Genomic DNA, 19,156 nt, shown 5'->3' with positions numbered 1-19,156 from the left:
CTTCCCGGGTCCGAATCCTTGCGGCGAAGCGCCAAAAGCGGCATTGTCGGCCTGACGGTTCCGGGCCCGGATGTCACCGGCTGCGTTCGCTTGCGATACGGCCTTCTGCTGCAAACCCAGGCACCACCAACTCAAGGCGAGCCCTGATGTTTTCAAATCGTTTCAACCGCTGGACTGCTGCCGCCATCGCCCTCATGGGCACCGCGATCGCGACGGTCCCCGGCGCGGTCCTGGCGCAGACGCCGGATCATCCGGAGAACACGGCGGCGCAGTTTCCGACGCGAAACGATCTGAAGTCGCTCACCGGCGCCGGCAGCTATCTCGCCGCCCGCCATGCCAGCGTCGAGCGCGACGCGGCCTCGGCCGCCGCATTCTACCGTTCGGCGCTCCGCACCGATCCCAAGAACAACGAGCTGCTCGACCGTGCCTTCATCTCGTCGGTCGCCGACGGCGACATCGAGGAGGCGGTCAAGCTCGCCGAGCGCATCCTCACCATCGACAAGACCAACCGCGTCGCCCGTCTCGTCGTCGGCGTGCACGATCTCAAGCTGAAGAAGTACGTCGCGGCGCAGACCAACATCAACCAGTCGATCCGTGGTCCGATCACCGATCTCGTCGCCACGCTGCTGTCGGGCTGGGCCGCCTATGGTGCGGGCGATGCCAAGGGTGGTGTCGCCACCATCGACAAGCTGACAGGTCCGGAATGGTATCCGCTGTTCAAGGATCTCCACACCGGCATGATCCTGGAGCTCTCCGGCAAGGACAAGGACGCCGGCACGCGCTTCGAGCGCGCCTACAAGCTCGACGATTCCATGCTGCGCGTGACCGAGGCCTATGCGCGCTGGCTGTCGCGCAACAAGGATTCCGCCGCGGCCACCAATGTCTACCAGGCCTTCGACAAGAAGCTGGCACGCCATCCGCTGATCCAGGAAGGCCTGCGCGAGACCAAGGCCGGCAAGAAGATGCCGCCGCTGGTCGATTCCGCGCAGGCCGGCGCCGCCGAAGCGCTCTACGGCATCGGCGCGACGCTGACCCGCCGCGGCGGCGAGGATCTGGCGCTGGTCTATCTCCAGCTCTCGCTCTACCTGCAGCCGAGCCATCCGCTGGCGCTGCTGTCGCTCGCCGATCTCTACGAATCGGTCAAGCGGCCGAAGATGGCGATCAAGGTCTACGAGCGCGTGCCCGCCAACTCGCCGCTCAAGCGCAACGCGCAGATTCAGCTCGCCATCGATCTCGATTCCGCCGACCGCACCGACGAGGCGATCAAGATCCTCAAGGGCGTCACCTCGGAGGATCCCAAGGACCTCGAAGCCATCATGGCGCTCGGCAACATCGAGCGCGGCCGCAAGCGGTTCGGCGATTGCGGCGCGACCTATTCGCGCGGCATCGAGGTGCTGCCGCCCGGCAACGACAAGGCCAATAGCGTCTGGTACTATTATCGCGGCATCTGCCAGGAGCGCTCCAAGCAATGGGCCAAGGCCGAGGCCGACATGAAGAAGGCGCTGGAGCTGCAGCCCGATCAGCCGCACGTCCTCAACTATCTCGGCTATTCCTGGATCGACCAGGGCGTGAATCTCGACGAAGGCATGAAGATGATCAAGCGGGCCGTCGAGCAGCGTCCCGACGACGGCTACATCGTCGATTCCCTCGGCTGGGCCTATTACCGCATCGGCAATTTCGAGGAGGCGGTGAAGAACCTCGAACGCGCGATCGATCTCAAGCCCGAGGATCCCACCATCAACGACCACCTCGGCGACGCCTATTGGCGCGTCGGCCGAACGCTCGAGGCAAAATTCCAGTGGTCGCATGCGCGCGATCTCAAGCCCGAGCCGGAAGAGCTGCCGAAGATCGAGGCCAAGATCGCCAATGGCCTCCCCGACGACAATTCGAACTCTTCTGCGGCGCAGGCCGAGAAGAAGAAGGACGACGGCAAGGGCGGCTAAGCTAGGCGCATGATCCGGAAAAGTGTGGAGCGGTTTTCCGATCGGATCATGCGCAAACAAGTGAGTCTTGGGGGCTGATCGCCAATGTCGGCGTGGATTGAAGAGGGACGGGCGAAGGTCAATTTGAGCCTTCGCGTCGTCGGCCGTCGTGCCGACGGTTATCATGATCTCGAAAGCGTGGTCGCGTTTGCCGACTGCGCCGACCGGCTCACCTTGGAGCCGGGCGGGGAGCTGAAGCTCACCACGACTGGGCCGCTGGCTGCCGCCTGCGGCGACACCGCCGACAATCTCGTGCTCAAGGCCGCCAAGCTGCTTGCCGAGGCGATCCCTGGCCTGCAGCTGGGCGCCTTCGCGCTCGACAAGGTGCTCCCCGTTGCAGCCGGCATCGGCGGCGGCTCGGCGGATGCCGCGGCCGCGCTGCGGCTCCTGGCGCGTCTCAACGATTTGTCGCTCGATGATCCCCGCATTCAGAAGGTCGCGCTCGCAACCGGCGCCGACGTGCCGGTGTGCCTCCTCTCGCGCGCCTGCGACATGACCGGCGTCGGCGAGCAGCTGCTGCCGCTCGCGCTGCCGAGCATGCCTTGCGTCATGGTCAATCCGCGCGTGCCGGTCGCCACCAAGGACGTGTTCCAGGCGCTGGGCCTGCGCAACGGCGAGCTCCTGGTCGGCGTCACCGACGTCATCCGCGCGCCGGCTTGGCCGGAGGAGGGCGCCTCGATTTCCGATTGGGTCGAGGTTCTCGAGACCGTCGCCAACGATCTCGAAGCGCCCGCGCTGCGGATCGAGCCTGTGATCGGCGAGGTGCTGGACGCCTTGCGCGATTCCGCCGGCGTCAAGCTCGCCCGCATGTCCGGCTCGGGCGCGACGTGCTTTGCGATCTACGGCGCGCCCGCGGAGGCGCATGCCGCGGCCGAAAAGATCCGCCGCGATCACCCCGCCTGGTGGGTGCATGCGGGCACGTTGAGCTAGGGTACCGCTGCCGTAGTGTGGGCAAAGGCGCGATAGCGCTGTGCCCACGATCATTCCCGTTGCGCGGTGAAAGCGGTGGGCACGCTTCGCTTTGCCCACCCTACGGCAGTCAGCTACTCGCCGCTTTCCCCGGTCAATCCCAGAAACGTCCGGATCTCACCCAACACCTCCTGCGGCTTGTCGTGCTGCAGCCAGTGTCCCGCCCCGGCGATGGTCTCGACGCGCGCGTTCTGGAAGTACCGCTCCAGGCCCGCGGCCCTGGCGCCCACCAGAAAGCTTTCGCCGGCATTGAGCAGCAGCGTCGGGCACGTGATCCGCGACCACAGCTCGATGTGATCGTCGGGCCAGAGCCGGTGTGGCGCGGAGGCGCGCTGGTAGGGATCGAACTTCCAGCTGTAGCTGCCGTCTTCGTTCCGCCGTGCGCCGTGCTTGGCGAGATGCAGCGCGAGGTCGCGGGCAAGGCGCTTGTTGTGAAGCATCATCTGCGCGGCGGCGTCCTCGAGCGTCGCATAGCGGCGCGGGGTGCGGTCGTGCAGTCTGTCGAGCTGGCCGACCCATCTGCCGATGCGCTCATGCGCCGGCGGCTTCGGTGCGTCGGGCAACATGGTCACGCCGTCGAGGACGACGAGCTTCGTGACCTGTTCGGGGAATGCGCCCGAAAAGATCAGGCTCACCATGCCGCCCATCGAATGGCCGATCAGGGTGACCTGAGACGTGGCTAAGGTGCGAACCAGCTGCGCGAGATCGTACACATATTCTGTCAGCGCGTAGCTGCCGCCTCTCGTCCAGTCAGAATCGCCGTGACCACGCAGGTCGGGCGCGACGACGCGAAAATGCGGTTGCAGCGAACGCGCGATGTGATCCCAGCTGCGGCAATGATCGCGACCGCCATGCACCAGGATGGCGGCGGGTGCGCCCTCGTTGCCCCAGTCGGCGTAGTGTAGCCGCAGGCCGTGCGATTCATAGAAGCGGCTTTGCGGGGCGCTAGCCATTTGCCGGCCGCCGCGCCAGGGCGAGCGAGAGGCCGAGACCCGCGATGAAGACGCCGGAGCCCTGTGTGAGGCGACGCATCAGAAGCGGCCGTCCGGTCAGCTGCGCGCGCGTCGCGGAGGCCATCAGCACCACCACGACATCGGCGAGCGTGTTCAGGGCCACGGAGATCGCACCCAGCAGGATGAATTGCAGCGTCGGGTTCGAGTCCGACGGATCGAGAAACTGTGGAATGAAGGCGAGGAAGAATGCCGCGGTCTTCGGATTGAGCGCTTCGACCAGCACGCCGTCGCGAAAGGCGCGCTTGTCGCCGATCGGCTCGCTCCCGAGCGACAGGTTGTTGCCGGCGCAGCGAAACGTCTTGATGCCGAGCCAGACCAGATAGAGCGCGCCGACGAACTTCACGGCGGCAAACAGCTCCGCGCTGCCCAGGATGATGGCGGAGATGCCGAGGCTGCCCGCGACCACATGAACCAGTCCGCCCAGCGCCGTGCCCGCGGTCGAGGCAAAGCCGCTGCCACGCCCCTCCGACAAGGTTCGCGCGGCGACGTAAAAAATGCCGGGGCCGGGAACGGCGGCAATGAGGAGAGCTGCGGCCAGGAACAGCCAGAAATTCGTTTCGATCATGCCGTTTTCGTAGCGGAGCGGGCGGCGATTGCAAGGCCTCTCGTTCAGCCCAGCCGGCGCAAGATCACGCTGGCATTGACCCCGCCGAAGCCGAACCCGTTGGAGATGGCATGCTGCATCGGCATCGGCCGCGCGCTACCTGCGACAATATCGATGCCTTCAGCGCCCGGATCGGGGTTTTCGAGATTGAGCGTGGGCGGCGCGATCTGGTCGCGCAATGCGAGCACGGTGAAAACCGCTTCCAGCCCGCCGGCGGCGCCGAGCAGGTGACCCGTGGCCGATTTGGTTGCGCTCACGGCAATGCCGCGGTTGCGGCCGAACAGCGCGCCGATAGCGCCGAGCTCGCTTTCGTCGCCGGCCGGTGTCGAGGTCGCGTGCGCGTTCAGGTGCTGCACATCCGCGGGCGCAAGCTTGGCCTGCCGAAGCGCGATCTCCATGGCGCGGCGGGCACCATCGCCATCGGGCGGCCCCGAGGTCATGTGATAGGCGTCCGCGGTCGTGCCGTAGCCTACGATCTCGGCGATCGGCGTCGCACCGCGCGCCTGCGCATGCTCCAGCGCCTCGATCACCAGGATGCCGGCGCCTTCGCCCATGACGAAACCGTCGCGGTTGCGATCGAACGGACGCGAGGCGCGCGCTGGCTCGTCGTTGAAGCCGCTCGACAGCGCGCGAGCGGCCGCAAAGCCGCCGAGGCTGACGATGTCGATGCAGGCCTCCGCGCCGCCGCAGATCGCAACGTCAGCTTCGCCTGATCGGATCATGCGCGCGGCATCGCCGATCGCCTGCACGCCGGCGGCGCAGGCCGTGACGGGCGTGCCCAGCGCGCCCTTGTAGCCGTATTTGATCGAGATGTGGCCGGCGGCGAGATTGGCGAGGAACGAGGGGATCGTGAACGGCGACAGCCGGCGCACGCCGCGCTGCTCGGTGATGCGCACCGCCTCCGCCATCGCCGGAAAGCCGCCGACGCCGGAGGCGATGATCGTCGCGGTGCGCTCGAGCGCGCCAGCGTCCTGCGGTGTCCATTTGGCTTGCGCGACGGCTTCCGCGGTGGCGAGCAGCGCGAACAGGATGAAGCGGTCCATCTTGCGCTGGTCTTTTGGCGCGGCAGCCTGCGCCGGATCGAAACCGCCTTCGGCATCATCGGTCTTGTCGGGCACGAGACCTGCGATGCGCGCGGGCAGCGCCTCTGCCCATTCCGGCAACGGGCGCAGCCCGCTTTGCCCGGCGAGCAGCCGCCGCCACGTCAATTCGACGCCGCAGCCAAGCGGCGACACCGCGCCCATTCCCGTCACCACGATACGACGCATGTCAGTCTCCAGCCGGCGCGACGGCCGGGTTCATGGCCTTGAGCGAAGCAAGCCGTGCGCGCATGCCGCGGCTGGCGCGGGGACCTGCGACGACGACCGCATTGGCGAGCGTGATCGGGCGCTTATCGGCGGCATCGACCAAGAGCGGCTCGAGCGGGCGGACATCGTCGCGGCTCGCCAGCAGGATGGATTCGCCTTTCGGCGCCAGATGCTTGTTGCCCCAGGCGAGCAGCGTAGCGATCACGGGGAAGAAATCCCGCGCCTTGTCCGTCAGCACATATTCGTAGCGCGGCGGGCGCTCCTGATAGCGGCGACGCACGAACATGCCGCTTTCGGTCAGATGCGCCAGCCGCCGCGACAGGATGTTCGGCGCAATGCCGAGGCCTTGCAAGAACTCGTCGAACTTCGTCGCACCCTGAAATGCATCGCGCAGAATCAGGATGCTCCACCCCTCGCCGACCGTCTCCACCGCGCGGCCGACCGGGCATTCCAGGATGGAAGGGGATTTGGGCTGCATGGCAGGCAAGGTAGGTCAGTAACTTGCAAAATGCAAGTGACTGCGCGGGCAGCCATGTGGAGCGAGTGGGGCTGGGTTCTGCTGGTGAGATGAAGCGCGCTCTCGTGCCCCGGACGCAGCGCAGCGCCTCTTAGCGGTGCGCTGCGTCCGGGGCCCATATTGATCATGATTGCGGATGTCGCTTGGGTCCCGGCTCTGCGCAGCAGCGTTTCACGCTGCAGCGCGTCCGGGACACGAGAGCGAGCGGTGCCGTCGCGGCGTACTCCGTCATTGCGAGCGCAGCGAAGCAATCCAGATTATCTCCGCGGCGGGGATTCCGGATTGCTTCGCTGCGCTCGCAATGACGGGTGGAGGGAGCGCGCAAAGCGTGAGCGTCAGTCGCCTAATGCGATCTTGCCAAGCAGAACGCCACGACCTGCTCCAGCGCGCTCTTCATCGGCGAGGGGGGGAACAGCGCCAGCGCATCCACGGCCATGGCGCCGTAGTGCTGGGCGCGGATCAGCGTGTCCTCGAGCGCGCGGTGCTTGTTCATCAGGCCGATAGCGTGATCGAGATCGGAATCGCCGATCTCGCCGCGCTCGAGCGCCCGGATCCAGAAGGCGCGCTCGGTGTCGTTGCCGCGGCGGAAGGCGAGCACGACGGGCAGCGTGATCTTGCCTTCGCGGAAATCATCGCCGGTGTTCTTGCCGAGCTTGGCGCTCTTGCCCCCATAGTCGAGCACGTCGTCGACGAGCTGGAAGGCGATGCCGAGATTCATGCCGACCGAGCGGCAGGCAGTCTGCTCCGCCTTCGGGCGGTTCGCGATCACGGGGCCGACCTCGCAGGCGGCGGCGAACAATTCGGCGGTCTTGCCGCGGATCACGGCGAGATACTCGTCCTCGGTGGTCGCGGTGTTCTTGGCGGCGGCGAGCTGCATCACCTCGCCCTCGGCGATGGTGGCGGCCGCCGCGGAGAGGATGTCGAGCGCGCGCAGCGATCCGACCTCGACCATCATGCGGAAAGCCTGGCCGAGCAGGAAGTCGCCGACCAGCACGCTTGCCTCGTTGCCCCAGAGCATGCGCGCCGACAGCTTGCCGCGGCGCATCTCGCTCTCGTCGACCACGTCGTCGTGGAGCAGGGTGGCGGTGTGCATGAACTCGACGCTGGCAGCTAGCTTGATGTGGCCGTCACCGGTGTAGCCGGCGAGGTTGGCCATGGCGAGCGTCAGCATCGGGCGCAGGCGCTTGCCGCCCGAGGAGATCAAGTGGTTGGCCACTTCAGGGATCATGGTCACGTCGGAGCCGGTCCGCGACAGGATCGTGGCATTGACGCGCTCCATGTCGGGAGCGACAAGGGCAACCAGCTCTTCGATCGACGCGCCGGGGGTTTCGAAAGGTACGATGACGGCCACGCCGGTCTCCAATATTTGCCCCGGAAGGGCTATTCTGATGGAAATACAATAGAAACTGGCGGCGGATGCGGCAAGGGCCGCGGAACCATTGACATTTGCCGCGTTAGCCACTTTCAGGCAGGAGACCTCCGTTTTGCGTGAACTGGTTCGGACCAACGATATGGTGCTGGTGTCGGCGATTGGCGCGCTGCTCGACGGCGCCAACATCCATCATCTGGTGCTGGACCAGAACATGAGCATCATCGAGGGGTCTCTCGGCATTCTGCCGCGGCGGATCCTGGTTCATGAGGACGACGCCGAGGAAGCCAGGGCGCTCCTCACCGAGGCAGGCCTCAGCCACGAACTGCGCGGCGATGATTGAGGCCGCGGATATTACCGAGGACGCGTTTCTCGGCGGGCAGTTGCGCTTGATGCAGAAGCGGTCAGGTCACCGCGCCGGGCACGACGCCGTCCTGCTGGCAGCAGCGACCGACGCTAGGGCGGGTGACCGCGTGGTCGAGCTTGGCGCCGGCGTCGGCACGGCGGGCCTTGCGCTGGCGCGGCGCGTCGTGGGGATCAGGCTGAGCCTCGTCGAGATCGATCCGGAACTGGCAGAGCTCGCGCGGGCGAACGCCGCAGCGAACACGATTCCCGCCGAGGTCATCGTGCTCGACGTCACCGCCGACGCGCAGGCGTTTGCAGCGAACGGACTTCTGCCCGACAGTTCCGACGCCGTATTGATGAACCCGCCCTTCAACGATCCCGCACGCCATCGCGGCTCGCCGGATCAGGCGCGCCACACCGCGCATGTGGCGAGGGAGGAGACGCTGCATGCGTGGGTGCATGCAGCCCGGCGCATTCTCCGATCGAGCGGCGTGCTGACCTTGATCTGGCGCGCGGACGGAATTGGCGATGTCATGGCAGCGCTGTCACGCGGCTTCGGCAGCCTCGCGATCCTGCCGGTTCATGGCGAAGCGGGAAAGCCTGCCATCCGGGTGCTGGTGCGCGCAGTCAAAGGCGGCCGGGCACCGTCGCAATTGCTGCCGGGCCTCATGCTCAACGAGGAGTCAAACGTGCCGAAGAAAGAGGTGAAGGATATTCTGGAGGGGAGGGCGGCGTTGCCGCTGGCGAGGCCGTGACGGCTTATTGCGGAAGCGATTCCGTCTGCTGCTCTTGCGGCGACGTAAAGTGAAGCGCCGTGAAAAGCGCACCGATCAGCAGCAACAGCAGATAGATCTTCATGGCGTTTCCTTCCGCTGCCTATTGCAGCTTCCCAACGCGAATTCTGCAAAACACGTTCCTGGCACTTTCAATGACACTCGCGTGATAAGAAATGGTTAATCAGAGGTAAGGCCATGGCCGAACAATTGAACGATCGTGAGAGTTCCGGCCTGGCCGACAAGCTCATGCAATACCTGCCGGCGCGCTTTCGTCCCGGCACGGCTGTCGTGCCTGTGGTGCGGCTGTCCGGTGTGATCGGTGCGGTGACGCCGCTTCGTCCGGGCCTGACGCTTGCCGGCGTCGCGCGGGTGCTCGAGCGCGCGTTTTCCTATCGGCACGCCAAGGCCGTGGCGCTGGTGATCAACTCGCCCGGCGGCTCGCCGGTGCAGTCGCGCCAGATCTACTTGCGCATCAAGCAGCTCGCCGCGGAGAAGAAGCTGCCGGTGCTCGTGTTCGTCGAGGACGTCGCGGCCTCCGGCGGTTACATGATCGCCTGCGCGGGCAACGAGATCATCTGCGATCCCTCCTCGATCCTCGGCTCGATCGGCGTGGTCGGCGGCAGTTTCGGTTTTCAGGAGGCGATCAGGCGGCTCGGCATCGAGCGGCGCCTCTACACCTCGGGCGAGCACAAGGCGATGCTCGACCCGTTCCTTCCGGAAAACCCTGACGACGTCATGAGGCTGAAGGCGATCCAGCGCGAGATCCACCAGATCTTCATCGCGCTGGTCAAGGAAAGCCGCGGCGCCCGGCTGAAGGGAGCCGACGATACGCTGTTCTCGGGCGAATACTGGGCGGGGGACAGCGCGATCGCGCTGGGGCTCGCCGACAGCATCGGCGATCTCCGCTCAACTCTTCGTGCCCGCTATGGTGAGAAGGTTCTCACCCCCGTGATCGCGCAGCCGACCGGGCTGCTCTCCGGCCTTTTGGGCCGGAAATCGCCCGGCGCGGGGCAGCTTTCGGCCCTGGAATCAATGGCCGGGCTGCCGGACGAGCTGATCTCGGCGGTGGAGACGCGGGCGATTTGGGCGAAATTCGGGTTCTAGGTCTCGCGCTCCCGCGCCATTTCGCCCGGGCGGCGCCGATTGCGGCGCAGGTCCATCTGCGCAAGAATGCTGGTGGGGGCTGAGCATGAGACGAGGATCGACCGATGCCGCCGTTCGTCGCTTTCGCGGGCGTCCTGGGCGGGCTTGCCGTGGTCCGCTGGGCCTACAAGACCGCCATCCGGATCAACCAGGAGCTGGAGGAGATGCGCCTGTCGCGCGTCACCGAGGCCGCCCGCATGGGGGATATCCAGACGCTGAAGCGTGACCCCGTGACCGGAGCTTACCGGCCGGGTTAAGGGCACACCTCCACGCGTTCGTCATTCCGGGGCTCACGAAGCGAGAACCCGGAATCCATCCGAACCACGGAGTGAGCGGCGCAATGGATTCCGGGCTCGCCCTGCGGGCGCCCCGGAATGACGCCCGAATCCGGCCCCCTTCGCCTTGATTCCCATCCCCGCCGTCGATACGGTCCCGCGCGATTCAAAACCCCCGCGAGAGCCCGATCTGACGATGGACGCCTCATTGCCCGCCCATATGCGCCCGGAACGCTCGTTCCAGGGCTTCATCCTCGCGCTCCAGCGGTTCTGGGCCGAGCAGGGCTGCGTGATCCTGCAGCCCTACGACATGGAAATGGGCGCGGGCACCTTCCATCCGGCGACCACGCTGCGCGCGCTCGGGCCAAAGCCGTGGAACGCGGCCTATGTGCAGCCCTCGCGCCGGCCCAAGGACGGCCGTTACGGCGAGAACCCGAACCGGATGCAGCACTATTACCAGTTCCAGGTGATCATGAAGCCGTCGCCGCCGAACCTTCAGGAGCTGTACCTGAAGTCGCTCGCCGCGATCGGCATCGATTCCGCCGTGCACGACATCCGCTTCGTCGAGGACGATTGGGAGAGCCCGACGCTCGGCGCCTGGGGCCTCGGTTGGGAGTGCTGGTGCGACGGCATGGAAGTCAGCCAGTTCACTTATTTTCAGCAGGTCGCCGGCTTCGAATGCGCGCCGGTCGCGGGCGAGCTCACCTACGGGCTCGAGCGCCTCGCGATGTATGTGCAGGGCGTCGACCGAGTCTACGACCTCAATTTCAACGGCCGCGACGGTGACCAGAAGGTCACCTATGGCGACGTGTTCCTGCAGGCCGAGCAGGAATATTCGCGGCACAATTTCGAATATGCCGACACCGCGATGCTGTTCGAACAGTTCAAGATGGCGGAAGCTGCCTGCAGAAAATATCTCGATGCCGGCTGGCGCGACGGCGGCAACCGGAAACAGCACCTGATGGCACTGCCGGCCTATGACCAGTGCATCAAGGCGAGCCACGTCTTCAACCTGCTCGATGCCCGCGGCGTGATCTCCGTGACCGAACGGCAGAGCTACATTCTGCGCGTGCGCGAGCTGGCAAAAGCTTGTGGCGAGGCCTGGATCCACACTGAAGCGGGCGGAGCGGCCTGATGCCCGATCTTTTGCTTGAACTGTTTTCCGAAGAGATTCCCGCGCGCATGCAGGCGAAGGCGGCGGACGATCTGCGCCGCATGGTCACCGACAAGCTGGTTGCCGAAGGCCTCGTCTACGAGGGCGCAAAGGCCTTCGCGACGCCGCGGCGCCTTGCGCTTACCGTGCACGGCATCCCTGCGCGCCAGCCTGACCTGAAGACCGAACGGCGCGGCCCGAAAGTCGGCGCGCCCGATGCGGCCGTGCAGGGCTTCCTGAAAGCGACGGGATTGAAGTCGCTGGACGAAGCCAAAATCCAGCGCGACCCCAAGGGTGATTTCTACATCGGCTTGATCGAGAAGCCCGGCCGCGACGCGATCGATGTGCTCGCCGAGATCCTGCCTGTCATCATCCGCACCTTCCCGTGGCCGAAATCGATGCGCTGGGGCGCGCGCTCGGGCAAGCCCGGCTCGCTGAACTGGGTGCGTCCGCTGCACGCGATCACCGCGACCTTCGGCCCCGAGACCGAAGAGCCCGATGTCGTGAAGTTCGAGGTCGACGGCATCGAGAGCGGCCAGACCACTTACGGCCACCGCTTCCTCGCGCCGGCGCCGATCTCCGTGCGCCGCTTCGAGGACTACGAGGCTAAGCTTCTTGCCGCAAAAGTCGTGCTCGGCGCCGAGCGCCGCAAGGACGCCATCCTCACCGACGCCAAGCAGCTCGCGTTCGCGCAAGGTTTTGAGCTGGTCGAGGACCAGAACCTGCTCGATGAGGTCGCCGGCCTGGTCGAATGGCCGGTCGTGCTGATGGGCTCGTTCGAGCCGGAATTTTTGAAGACTCCTGACGAAGTCATCCGCGCCACCATCCGCAACAACCAGAAGTGTTTTGTGGTGCGCGACCCCAAGACGGGCAAGCTCGCGAGCAAGTTCATCCTGGTCGCCAATATCGAGGCGACCGACGGTGGCAAAACCATCATCGCCGGCAACGAGCGCGTCATCCGGGCGCGGCTATCGGATGCGAAGTTCTTCTACGAGACGGACCTCAAGACCAGGCTCGAGGACCGGCTGCCGAAGTTCGAGCAGATCGTGTTCCATGAGAAGCTCGGCACGCAGGCGGAGCGCATCAAGCGCATCGAGCGCCTTGCTGCTGAGATCGCGCCGCTGGTCGGCGCCGATGTCGCCAAGGCGACGCGCGCGGCGCAGCTCGCCAAGGCGGATCTGCTGACGGAAGTCGTCGGCGAATTCCCGGAGGTGCAGGGCCTGATGGGCAAGTACTATGCGCTGGCGCAGGGCGAGGACGCCTCCGTCGCCGCCGCCTGCGAGGAGCACTACAAGCCGCAAGGGCCTGCGGACCGCGTGCCGACCGATCCGGTCAGCGTCGCCGTGGCGCTCGCCGACAAGATGGATACGCTAGTCGGTTTCTGGGCGATTGATGAAAAGCCAACCGGGAGCAAAGACCCATATGCGCTCCGTCGCGCGGCACTTGGCGTCATCAGGATAGTTCTTGAACGGCGGATCAAGATCAGTCTTCGAAACATTGTCGAAAAGCACTTCGAGAATTCATACAGAAAGAAGTATCTTGAGGTTGTCGATAAGATCGATGACTTGATGCTCTTTTTTGAGGATCGCCTGAAGGTCCAGCTCAAGGATCAGAAGGCCCGACACGATCTGGTCGATGCCGTTTTGAGTGCGGAATCGCTTTTTAAGGGGCACTCGCTCATTTCGATCGTGGATCGCATCGAGGCTCTCGGAAAATTGCTTGATAGCGATGATGGAAAGAATTTGCTGGCAGGGACAAAACGCGCGAGCAACATTCTAACTATCGAAGAGAAGAGGGATAAACGCGAGTACGATCACGAGCCCGATGCCGTGCTCTACAGCCTCGCTGAGGAGAAGGCGCTGGCCAAGGCGATCGGTGAGGTCAAGGCGGAAGCCAGCGCTGCGGTGGCCAAGGAAGACTTCGCCGCCGCGATGAGTGCGATGGCGAAGCTGCGTCCGCCGGTCGATGCGTTCTTTGATAAGGTGCGCGTCAATGACGATGATCCGAAGGTGCGCGAGAACCGCCTGAAGCTCCTCAACGAGATCCGCAGCGCCACGCGCGCGGTGGCGGACTTCTCGAAGATCCAGGATTGAGGCGGGGGGTATAGCGGCTCTCGTGCCCCGGACGCTGCGCAACGCGCCGCTTCGCGGCGTGGTGCGCTGCAGAGCCGGGGCCCATGCTGCCGCGTGCTCGTAGCATCTGGGTCCCGGCTCTGCGTCGCAACGCTTGCGCGTCGCGCCTTGTCCGGGACACGAGACCACAACAAGAAGCCCCGCCCGGCGGGGGGAGGACCGGGCGGGGCCTGATGTCCGATTTAACACTGCTCGCGCCAGCCTGATGTGACGCGCCGGACATCGAATGGAGCGGCTGCGTCTTTAGTCCAGCACCTCGACGATGCGGCGCGAGCGCGGCTCGACCAGCACGGTTTCGCCGTTCACGACGGTGTAGCGATAGGTCGTGGCGCCGAAACGTTGCGGCACGTCATAATAGGTGACGCCGACTTCGGGTAAGGTGGCACCGACCACCACGCGATCCGGAATGCGGAAGGGCGGCACACGTTGTTCAACGACATATTCGCGGAAGGCGGGCCGCTGTTCGACGGCAATGGTCGGAGCACCGTCGACCACGCGTCCGACTGTGACGCTGCTTTGCGCCTGCGCCGCAAGGGGCGCGCCGATCGCGACGGCGAGCGCTGCGAGAGCAAGAATCCTGTTCCGCATGGACAACTCCTTCGACTTGAATCTTCTGACGCGCCAATGGCGCGACCGGTTGCCAATGCATGCCGAAAGCCAATGTTCCGGCAAAAGGTCTGCCGCATTCGCGGCAATTTCGGGCAGTTTTCGTGAGGTGGGGAACTCGTAGCCATTCTTGCGCATCTCTACTCCCGGAACTTGGCCGGTTATGATCCGCGCGCGATTCGCCTCACCTCCACAGAAAGATAGTTCATGCACATCACCGTCGCCCACATTTCGCCGATCCTGTCGTTGATTGCGGGCGTGCTCATCCTGATCATGCCGCGGCTCCTCAACCTCATCGTCGCGATCTTCCTCATCGTCAACGGCGCGATTGGGCTCGGGCTCCTGAAGTGGCTCCGCTTCTAGGCGTTCACTTTTCGGAACTGTCCGTCTTGCGCGGGCCCGCCCAAAGTGGTGTAAGGCCCGCGATTTCCCATTCCTCTCGCAGGTTGTGTGCAAGCTATGGCCAAAGCCGCCTCGAAGCCTTCTAAAACTGCAGCGAAATCAAAGCCCTCCGCCAAGGCGAAGGCCGCGCCGGCGGCCCGCAAGGCGCTGGCCAAGAGCGCGCCGAAGCCGGTCGCCAAACCCACTGCAAAGCCGGTGGCAAAGGCAATGACCAAGGCGGCTTCGCCGAAGGTTGCCGCGAAGCCTGCGCCGAAGAAGGTTGTGCCTGCCAAGGCGGCGCCGGCAGCGGCCAAGGCCGGCAAATGGGTCTACACGTTCGGTGACGGCAAGGCCGAGGGCCGGACGGAAATGCGCGACCTGCTCGGCGGCAAGGGCGCCAACCTCGCCGAGATGGCCAATCTCGGCCTGCCGGTGCCTCCGGGCTTCACCATCCCGACCTCGGTCTGCACCTATTTCTACGAGCACGACAAGACCTACCCGAAGGAACTGAAGCCGCAGGTTGAGAAGGCGCTCGACTATGTCGGCAAGTTGACCGGCAAGGTGTTCGGCGACACCAGGAACCCGCTGCTCGTCTCGGTGCGCTCCGGCGCGCGCGCCTCGATGCCGGGCATGATGGACACCGTGCTCAATCTCGGCCTCAACGACCAGACCGTGGAAGCGCTGGCCGAGCTGTCGGGCGACCGCCGTTTCGCCTATGACAGCTATCGCCGCTTCATCACGATGTATTCCGACGTGGTGCTCGGCTTCGAGCATCATCATTTCGAGGAGATCCTCGACACCTTCAAGGACAGTCAGGGCTACACGCTCGACACCGATCTGTCGGCCGAGGATTGGGTCGAACTGGTCGGCAAGTACAAGGACGCGGTCGCACGCGAGACCGGCAAGGAATTCCCGCAGGATCCGCACGACCAACTCTGGGGCGCGATCGGCGCGGTGTTCTCATCCTGGATGAACGCGCGCGCGGTGACCTACCGCAAGCTGCACGACATTCCGGAATCCTGGGGCACCGCGGTCAACGTGCAGGCCATGGTGTTCGGCAACATGGGCGAGACCTCGGCCACGGGCGTTGCCTTCACCCGCAACCCCTCGACCGGCGAGAGCAAGCTCTACGGCGAGTTCCTGATCAACGCGCAGGGCGAGGACGTGGTCGCGGGCATCCGCACGCCGCAGGACATCACCGAGGAGGCGCGCAAGGAGTCGGGCTCCGACAAGGCGTCGATGGAAGCGGCGATGCCGGAAGCCTTCAAGGAGCTGACGCGGATCTACACGCTGCTCGAGAAGCACTACCGCGACATGCAGGACATGGAGTTCACCGTCGAGCAGGGTAAGCTCTGGATGCTCCAGACCCGCGGCGGCAAGCGCACTGCCAAGGCGGCGCTGCGCATCGCGGTCGAGCTCGCCAATGAGGGCCTGATCTCGAAGAAGGAAGCGGTGACGCGGATCGATCCGGCCTCGCTCGACCAGCTCCTGCATCCGACCATCGATCCCAACGCCAAGCGCGACGTGATCGCGACCGGCCTGCCGGCATCGCCGGGCGCGGCCTCGGGCGAGATCGTGTTCTCCTCGGACGAGGCGGCCAAGCTTCAGGGCGACGGACGCAAGGTGATTTTGGTCCGCATCGAGACCAGCCCGGAAGACATCCACGGCATGCACGCCGCCGAAGGCATCCTGACCACGCGCGGCGGCATGACCTCGCACGCGGCGGTGGTCGCGCGCGGCATGGGCAAGCCCTGCGTCTCCGGCTGCGGCACCATCCGCGTCGATTACGGCCGCGGCACCATGAGCATCGGCTCGCGCACCTTCAAGACCGGTGACGTCATCACCATCGACGGCTCGCTCGGCCAGGTGCTCGCCGGCCGCATGCCGATGATCGAGCCGGAGCTGTCCGGCGAGTTCGGCACGCTGATGAACTGGGCCGACCAGGTCCGCAAGATCGGCGTCCGCGTCAACGGCGACACGCCGGACGACGCGCGCACGGCGATCAAGTTCGGCGCGGAAGGCATCGGCCTCTGCCGCACCGAGCATATGTTCTTCGAGGAGACGCGCATCCGCACGGTGCGCGAGATGATCCTCTCCGAGGACGAGCAGTCGCGCCGCGCCGCGCTGGCAAAACTGCTGCCGATGCAGCGCGCCGACTTCGTCGAGCTGTTCGAGATCATGAAGGGCCTGCCCGTCACGATCCGGCTTCTGGATCCTCCCCTTCATGAATTCCTGCCGCACACCCATGCCGAGGTCGAGGAAGTGGCGCGCGCCATGAACACCGACCCACGGCGCCTCGCCGATCGCGCCCGCGAGCTCTCGGAGTTCAACCCGATGCTCGGCTTCCGCGGCTGCCGCATCGCCATCGCCTATCCCGAGATCGCCGAGATGCAGGCCCGCGCGATCTTCGAGGCGGCGGTCGAGGCGCAGAAGCGCACCGGCAAGGCCGTCGGCCTCGAGGTGATGGTGCCGCTGATCGCGACCAAGGCCGAGCTCGACCTGGTCAAGGCACGGATCGATGCCACCGCGCAGGCCGTGATGCGCGAGACCAACACCAAGCTGGCCTATCAGGTCGGCACCATGATCGAGCTGCCGCGCGCCTGCCTGCTCGCGGGCGAGATCGCGCAGTCGGCCGAGTTCTTCTCGTTCGGCACCAACGACCTGACGCAGACGACCTACGGCATCAGCCGCGACGACGCGGCGAGCTTCCTCGGTCCCTATGTGGCGAAGGGCATCCTCACGGTCGATCCCTTCATCTCGCTCGATCAGGAAGGCGTCGGCGAGCTGGTCAAGATCGGCGTCGCCCGCGGCCGCAAGACCCGCGCGTCGCTCAAGGTCGGCATCTGCGGCGAGCATGGCGGCGATCCTGCCTCCGTCGCCTTCTGTCACCATATCGGTCTCGACTACGTCTCCTGCTCGCCCTACCGCGTGCCGATCGCGCGGCTTGCAGCGGCGCAGGCCGCGCTAGGCAAGGCGATCGCGAGTCAGGCGTAAGCCGAAACACAGACTTGAATTGAGAGAGGCGGGGCCCAGCCCCGCCTCTCATTTTTGGCACTGCTCTCTCCGCGTCGTCATTGCGAGCGTAGCGACTTGTCCGCCGAAGCCTCGGCGAAGGCGGAAGCAATCCAGAATCGTTCCGCAGAGGGACTCTACTCGGCGCCCCTCACATCATCCCCGTCTCGTCCTCCTCGGCCTGCCCGATCAGCGCCGCGCTCGCTACCTCCTCGCGGCGGGGCACGACGAACATCATCACGCAGGCGCAAAGGGTCGAGATCGCGAGGACCGCTGAGGTCAGCGGCAGCGTCGATGCGGAGTGGCCGCCGAGATAGGCGCCGAACTGCGACATCAGCGCGCCAATGCCTTGCTGCAGGAAACCCATCGCGCCCGAGGCGGTGCCGGCCGCTTCGGGACGGATGCTGATGGCGCCGGCGGCGGAATTCGCCATCACGAAGGCATTGCCGGCCATCACGATCATATGGGTGCCGAACAGCCAGGCGGGCGCCTCGTTCCAGCCGACGAAGCTCCAGATTAGGTTCGCAAGGCTGCCGCAGAGCTGCAGGGCGAGCCCGAACCAGATCAGCTTCTCCAGTGAGTGGCGCGGCGCAAAGCGCACGCAGAGCAGGTTGCCGACCAGAAACGCAAAGCCCGTCGTCGCGAACCAGGCGCCGTATTCGGCGCTGCTGCGGCCCATCTGCGTCACCACGATGTAGGGTCCGCCGCCGGCGAAGGTGAAAATGATCTGGGACGCCAGCACCTGGCACATCACATAGCCGACGAAGGCGCGGTTGCGGATGAGCATGCCGATATCGCCGCGGAAGCCGCTGCCGGCGGCGCGGCTGCGGCGGGTCTCAGGCAGCGCCAAGGCGATCCCGACGGCAACGACGATGGCGGCGATGGTGATGGCGTAGAAGATCGCGCGCCAGCCGAACGCGGTCTCGATCAGGCCGCCGGTGAGCGGCGAGACCATCTGCCCGATCATCAGCGCCGCGACCACGAGGCTGATCATCGAGGCGACGCGGTCGCGCTCGTAGATGTCGCGGATGATGGCCCGGCTGATCACCATGCCGGATGCGCCGCCGAGCGCCTGGAAGAAACGTGCGGCAATCAGCTGCGGCAGGGTCTCGGCGAAAATGCAGGCGACGCTGGCCGCCACCATCAGTGCAAGACCTCCGAGCAGCACCGGGCGCCGCCCGAACCGGTCCGACAGCGGGCCCATGATCAGCTGCGACAGCGCGATGCCGACCATGTAGAGCGACACCGTCATCTGCGCGATCGAGATGTCGCTGCCGAAATCCGTCGCCAGCACCGGCAGCGCCGGAACCAGGATGTAGAGCGAGATCGGTGCGACCCCGGTCATCACCACCAGCAGCAGCAACACCAGACGCGAGGTCGCGAGGTTGCCGGCCGCTTCGGGCGGCTTGCTGATGATGCCGTGCATCGCCGGACACTAGCCGCATCGCGTTGCGAGCGAATACGCTCATTTCGGCATACGGCTATGCGCGACGCGTCAAGGCGCTGGGCCTGTAGGGTGGGCAAAGACGCGCTCTTTGCGCGGCGTGCCCACCATTGCTGCCGTCACGCGGA

17 protein-coding genes are annotated in these 19,156 nt (G+C 65.6%); 10 read left to right on the top strand and 7 right to left on the bottom strand.

Annotated elements, in window-relative coordinates; all coding sequences use genetic code 11:
* Positions 1–146 precede the first annotated feature (146 nt).
* Both ACVWYQ_RS13835 and ACVWYQ_RS13830 read left to right on the top strand, forming a co-directional pair.
* Positions 147–1,943, top strand: coding sequence for a tetratricopeptide repeat protein (locus ACVWYQ_RS13835; RefSeq protein ID WP_157284776.1), 1,797 nt, complete (start codon positions 147–149; stop codon positions 1,941–1,943).
* 84 nt (positions 1,944–2,027) lie between these two features.
* On the top strand, positions 2,028–2,912 hold the full coding sequence (locus tag ACVWYQ_RS13830) for a 4-(cytidine 5'-diphospho)-2-C-methyl-D-erythritol kinase (RefSeq protein ID WP_271540451.1): 885 nt from the start codon (positions 2,028–2,030) through the stop codon (positions 2,910–2,912).
* A 113-nt stretch (positions 2,913–3,025) separates the two neighbouring features.
* On the opposite strand, the gene ACVWYQ_RS13825 is transcribed toward ACVWYQ_RS13830, so the two are convergent.
* The 5 genes from ACVWYQ_RS13825 to ACVWYQ_RS13805 all read right to left on the bottom strand — a co-directional run bounded on the left by ACVWYQ_RS13825 (position 3,026) and on the right by ACVWYQ_RS13805 (position 7,743).
* Entirely contained in the window at positions 3,026–3,904 is an 879-nt protein-coding gene (locus ACVWYQ_RS13825) for an alpha/beta fold hydrolase (protein ID WP_404543360.1), read from the bottom strand.
* The gene (locus tag ACVWYQ_RS13820; protein ID WP_404543358.1) at positions 3,897–4,529 is read right to left on the bottom strand and encodes a LysE family translocator; all 633 of its coding nucleotides are present in this window, start codon (positions 4,527–4,529) and stop codon (positions 3,897–3,899) included. Before ACVWYQ_RS13820 ends, ACVWYQ_RS13825 begins: the two co-directional genes overlap by 8 nt.
* A 44-nt stretch (positions 4,530–4,573) precedes the next feature.
* Entirely contained in the window at positions 4,574–5,836 is a 1,263-nt protein-coding gene (gene fabF, locus ACVWYQ_RS13815) for a beta-ketoacyl-ACP synthase II (protein ID WP_404543357.1), read from the bottom strand.
* A 1-nt stretch (position 5,837) separates the two neighbouring features.
* Positions 5,838–6,353, bottom strand: coding sequence for a winged helix-turn-helix transcriptional regulator (locus tag ACVWYQ_RS13810; protein WP_404543355.1), 516 nt, complete (start codon positions 6,351–6,353; stop codon positions 5,838–5,840).
* 382 nt (positions 6,354–6,735) lie between these two features.
* Positions 6,736–7,743 carry a polyprenyl synthetase family protein gene (locus ACVWYQ_RS13805; RefSeq protein ID WP_036006386.1) on the bottom strand — a complete coding sequence of 336 codons (1,008 nt, stop codon included), beginning with the start codon at positions 7,741–7,743 and terminating at the stop codon, positions 6,736–6,738.
* 133 nt (positions 7,744–7,876) lie between these two features.
* On the opposite strand from ACVWYQ_RS13805, the gene ACVWYQ_RS13800 reads away from it, so the two are divergent.
* The 6 genes from ACVWYQ_RS13800 to glyS all read left to right on the top strand — a co-directional run bounded on the left by ACVWYQ_RS13800 (position 7,877) and on the right by glyS (position 13,546).
* Positions 7,877–8,104 (top strand): putative signal transducing protein, encoded by a 228-nt coding sequence (locus ACVWYQ_RS13800; RefSeq protein WP_008562067.1) that lies wholly within the window; start codon positions 7,877–7,879, stop codon positions 8,102–8,104.
* The gene (locus ACVWYQ_RS13795; RefSeq protein ID WP_271540465.1) at positions 8,097–8,861 is read left to right on the top strand and encodes a tRNA1(Val) (adenine(37)-N6)-methyltransferase; all 765 of its coding nucleotides are present in this window, start codon (positions 8,097–8,099) and stop codon (positions 8,859–8,861) included. Before ACVWYQ_RS13800 ends, ACVWYQ_RS13795 begins: the two co-directional genes overlap by 8 nt.
* 216 nt (positions 8,862–9,077) lie before the next feature.
* Positions 9,078–9,986 (top strand): S49 family peptidase, encoded by a 909-nt coding sequence (locus tag ACVWYQ_RS13790; protein ID WP_404543354.1) that lies wholly within the window; start codon positions 9,078–9,080, stop codon positions 9,984–9,986.
* A 104-nt stretch (positions 9,987–10,090) separates the two neighbouring features.
* Complete coding sequence (locus tag ACVWYQ_RS13785) at positions 10,091–10,282, top strand: hypothetical protein (protein ID WP_036006375.1); 192 nt, start codon at positions 10,091–10,093, stop codon at positions 10,280–10,282.
* A 214-nt stretch (positions 10,283–10,496) separates the two neighbouring features.
* Positions 10,497–11,435, top strand: a complete 939-nt coding sequence (locus ACVWYQ_RS13780) for a glycine--tRNA ligase subunit alpha (protein WP_036024903.1) — start codon at positions 10,497–10,499, stop codon at positions 11,433–11,435.
* Complete coding sequence (gene glyS / locus ACVWYQ_RS13775; RefSeq protein WP_404543353.1) at positions 11,435–13,546, top strand: glycine--tRNA ligase subunit beta; 2,112 nt, start codon at positions 11,435–11,437, stop codon at positions 13,544–13,546. The genes ACVWYQ_RS13780 and glyS overlap by 1 nt, the downstream gene beginning before the upstream one ends.
* A 282-nt stretch (positions 13,547–13,828) precedes the next feature.
* Here glyS and ACVWYQ_RS13770 read toward each other — a convergent pair whose 3' ends face one another.
* A complete protein-coding gene (locus ACVWYQ_RS13770; protein WP_456727141.1) occupies positions 13,829–14,173 on the bottom strand; it encodes a DUF1236 domain-containing protein in 345 nt (114 codons plus the stop codon).
* A gap of 225 nt (positions 14,174–14,398) precedes the next feature.
* Between ACVWYQ_RS13770 and ACVWYQ_RS13765 the strand changes: the two genes are divergently transcribed.
* Together ACVWYQ_RS13765 and ppdK are read left to right on the top strand one after the other, a co-directional pair.
* Positions 14,399–14,554: a DUF3096 domain-containing protein gene (locus tag ACVWYQ_RS13765; RefSeq protein ID WP_008562090.1), complete on the top strand. Its 156-nt coding sequence runs from the start codon at positions 14,399–14,401 to the stop codon at positions 14,552–14,554.
* 96 nt (positions 14,555–14,650) lie between these two features.
* Positions 14,651–17,566, top strand: coding sequence for a pyruvate, phosphate dikinase (gene ppdK, locus ACVWYQ_RS13760; RefSeq protein ID WP_404543351.1), 2,916 nt, complete (start codon positions 14,651–14,653; stop codon positions 17,564–17,566).
* A 169-nt stretch (positions 17,567–17,735) separates the two neighbouring features.
* Here the strand turns inward: ppdK and ACVWYQ_RS13755 are convergent, their stop codons facing one another.
* Positions 17,736–19,010 (bottom strand): multidrug effflux MFS transporter, encoded by a 1,275-nt coding sequence (locus tag ACVWYQ_RS13755; protein ID WP_404543350.1) that lies wholly within the window; start codon positions 19,008–19,010, stop codon positions 17,736–17,738.
* Positions 19,011–19,156: the final 146 nt, after the last annotated feature.

The organism is Bradyrhizobium sp. USDA 3397 (genome assembly GCF_054060965.1).
This window is presented reverse-complemented; position numbering and strand designations above follow the sequence as displayed.

Coding starts and splice junctions, on each gene's coding strand:
- ACVWYQ_RS13835 (WP_157284776.1), top strand. CDS start 147: ATGTTTTCAAATCGTTTCAACCGCTGGACTGCTGCCGCCATCGCCCTC.
- ACVWYQ_RS13830 (WP_271540451.1), top strand. CDS start 2,028: ATGTCGGCGTGGATTGAAGAGGGACGGGCGAAGGTCAATTTGAGCCTT.
- ACVWYQ_RS13825 (WP_404543360.1), bottom strand. CDS start 3,904: ATGGCTAGCGCCCCGCAAAGCCGCTTCTATGAATCGCACGGCCTGCGG.
- ACVWYQ_RS13820 (WP_404543358.1), bottom strand. CDS start 4,529: ATGATCGAAACGAATTTCTGGCTGTTCCTGGCCGCAGCTCTCCTCATT.
- fabF (WP_404543357.1), bottom strand. CDS start 5,836: ATGCGTCGTATCGTGGTGACGGGAATGGGCGCGGTGTCGCCGCTTGGC.
- ACVWYQ_RS13810 (WP_404543355.1), bottom strand. CDS start 6,353: ATGCAGCCCAAATCCCCTTCCATCCTGGAATGCCCGGTCGGCCGCGCG.
- ACVWYQ_RS13795 (WP_271540465.1), top strand. CDS start 8,097: ATGATTGAGGCCGCGGATATTACCGAGGACGCGTTTCTCGGCGGGCAG.
- ACVWYQ_RS13790 (WP_404543354.1), top strand. CDS start 9,078: ATGGCCGAACAATTGAACGATCGTGAGAGTTCCGGCCTGGCCGACAAG.
- ACVWYQ_RS13785 (WP_036006375.1), top strand. CDS start 10,091: ATGCCGCCGTTCGTCGCTTTCGCGGGCGTCCTGGGCGGGCTTGCCGTG.
- ACVWYQ_RS13780 (WP_036024903.1), top strand. CDS start 10,497: ATGGACGCCTCATTGCCCGCCCATATGCGCCCGGAACGCTCGTTCCAG.
- glyS (WP_404543353.1), top strand. CDS start 11,435: ATGCCCGATCTTTTGCTTGAACTGTTTTCCGAAGAGATTCCCGCGCGC.
- ACVWYQ_RS13770 (WP_456727141.1), bottom strand. CDS start 14,173: ATGCGGAACAGGATTCTTGCTCTCGCAGCGCTCGCCGTCGCGATCGGC.
- ACVWYQ_RS13765 (WP_008562090.1), top strand. CDS start 14,399: ATGCACATCACCGTCGCCCACATTTCGCCGATCCTGTCGTTGATTGCG.
- ppdK (WP_404543351.1), top strand. CDS start 14,651: ATGGCCAAAGCCGCCTCGAAGCCTTCTAAAACTGCAGCGAAATCAAAG.
- ACVWYQ_RS13755 (WP_404543350.1), bottom strand. CDS start 19,010: ATGCACGGCATCATCAGCAAGCCGCCCGAAGCGGCCGGCAACCTCGCG.